The sequence below is a fragment of the Agromyces binzhouensis genome (assembly GCF_004135055.1).
Lineage (GTDB): Bacteria > Actinomycetota > Actinomycetes > Actinomycetales > Microbacteriaceae > Agromyces > Agromyces binzhouensis.
In genome coordinates this window covers 1-974 of the sequence record NZ_SDPL01000689.1, presented here as the reverse complement: position 1 = coordinate 974, position 974 = coordinate 1, and the positions used below count along the sequence as shown (strand labels likewise).

Below are 974 nucleotides of genomic sequence, written 5' to 3'. Positions count from 1 at the left end.
CGGTCGCGGATGCGCTGGCCGTCGCGGGGCAGCACCTGGCGGCGGGCGGGTACTAGCCCGACGGGTTCAGGCCCCGGCGGGTTCAGGCCCCGGCGGGTTCAGGCCCCGGCGGGTTCAGGCCCGCGCCGCGCTCGGCGCCTTCGCGTAGTGGTCGGGCGTGATGGTGAGCTCGGCCTGGCCCGCGGTGATCGAGCGCAGGTCGAGCACGTACCGCGTGAGCTCGGCCTCGGGAACGTGCGCGACGACCCGCGCACGGCCGTCGCTCGCCGCCTCGGTGGCACTCACCCGGCCGCGACGGCCGGAGAGGTCGGTGAGCACGGCGCCCTGCAGGTCGTTCGGCACCGTCACCGTCACGCTCGAGACCGGCTCGAGCAGCACCGTCCCGGCCTCGGCGAGCGCCGCCTTCACTCCGATCGACGCGGCCGTGCGGAACGCCATGTCCGACGAGTCGACCGAGTGCGACTTGCCGTCCGTGAGCTCGACCCTGACGTCGACGACCGGGTGCCCCTGCGGACCGCCCGAGGCGAGCGCGTCGCGGGCGCCCTTCTCCACCGCGCTGATGTACTGCCGCGGCACCGCACCGCCCGTGACGGAGTCGACGAACTCGAACCCCTCGCCGGGCGGAAGCGGCGAGACGTTCAGCTGCACGACCGCGAACTGGCCGTGCCCGCCCGACTGCTTCTTGAGCTTCCCCTCGACCGAGGCCGACCCCGCGATCGTCTCCCGGAACGCCACCGGCGCCGGCGCCGTCTCGACGTGCACGCCGAACACGCGCGCGAGGCGTTCGACGGCGACCGCGACATGCGTGTCGCCGAGCCCGCGCAGCACCGTGTGCTCGCCCGCCCGGTCGACCACGAGCGTCGGATCCTCCGCGGTGAGCCGTGCGAGCGCGACCGGCAGCTTCTCGTCATCCGACTGCGAGGCCGGCTCCAGCGCGACGGCGTAGACGGGCGGGCGGGGCGGCGTCGCCGCCG

At 75.2% G+C, this 974-nt stretch carries 1 protein-coding gene; it reads right to left on the bottom strand.

Features of this window, described 5'->3' with window-relative positions; translation table 11 throughout:
* Positions 1-114 precede the first annotated feature (114 nt).
* Positions 115-974 (bottom strand): translation factor GTPase family protein (locus ESO86_RS17670; protein ID WP_479722796.1); only part of this gene is annotated, 860 nt, incomplete at its 5' end.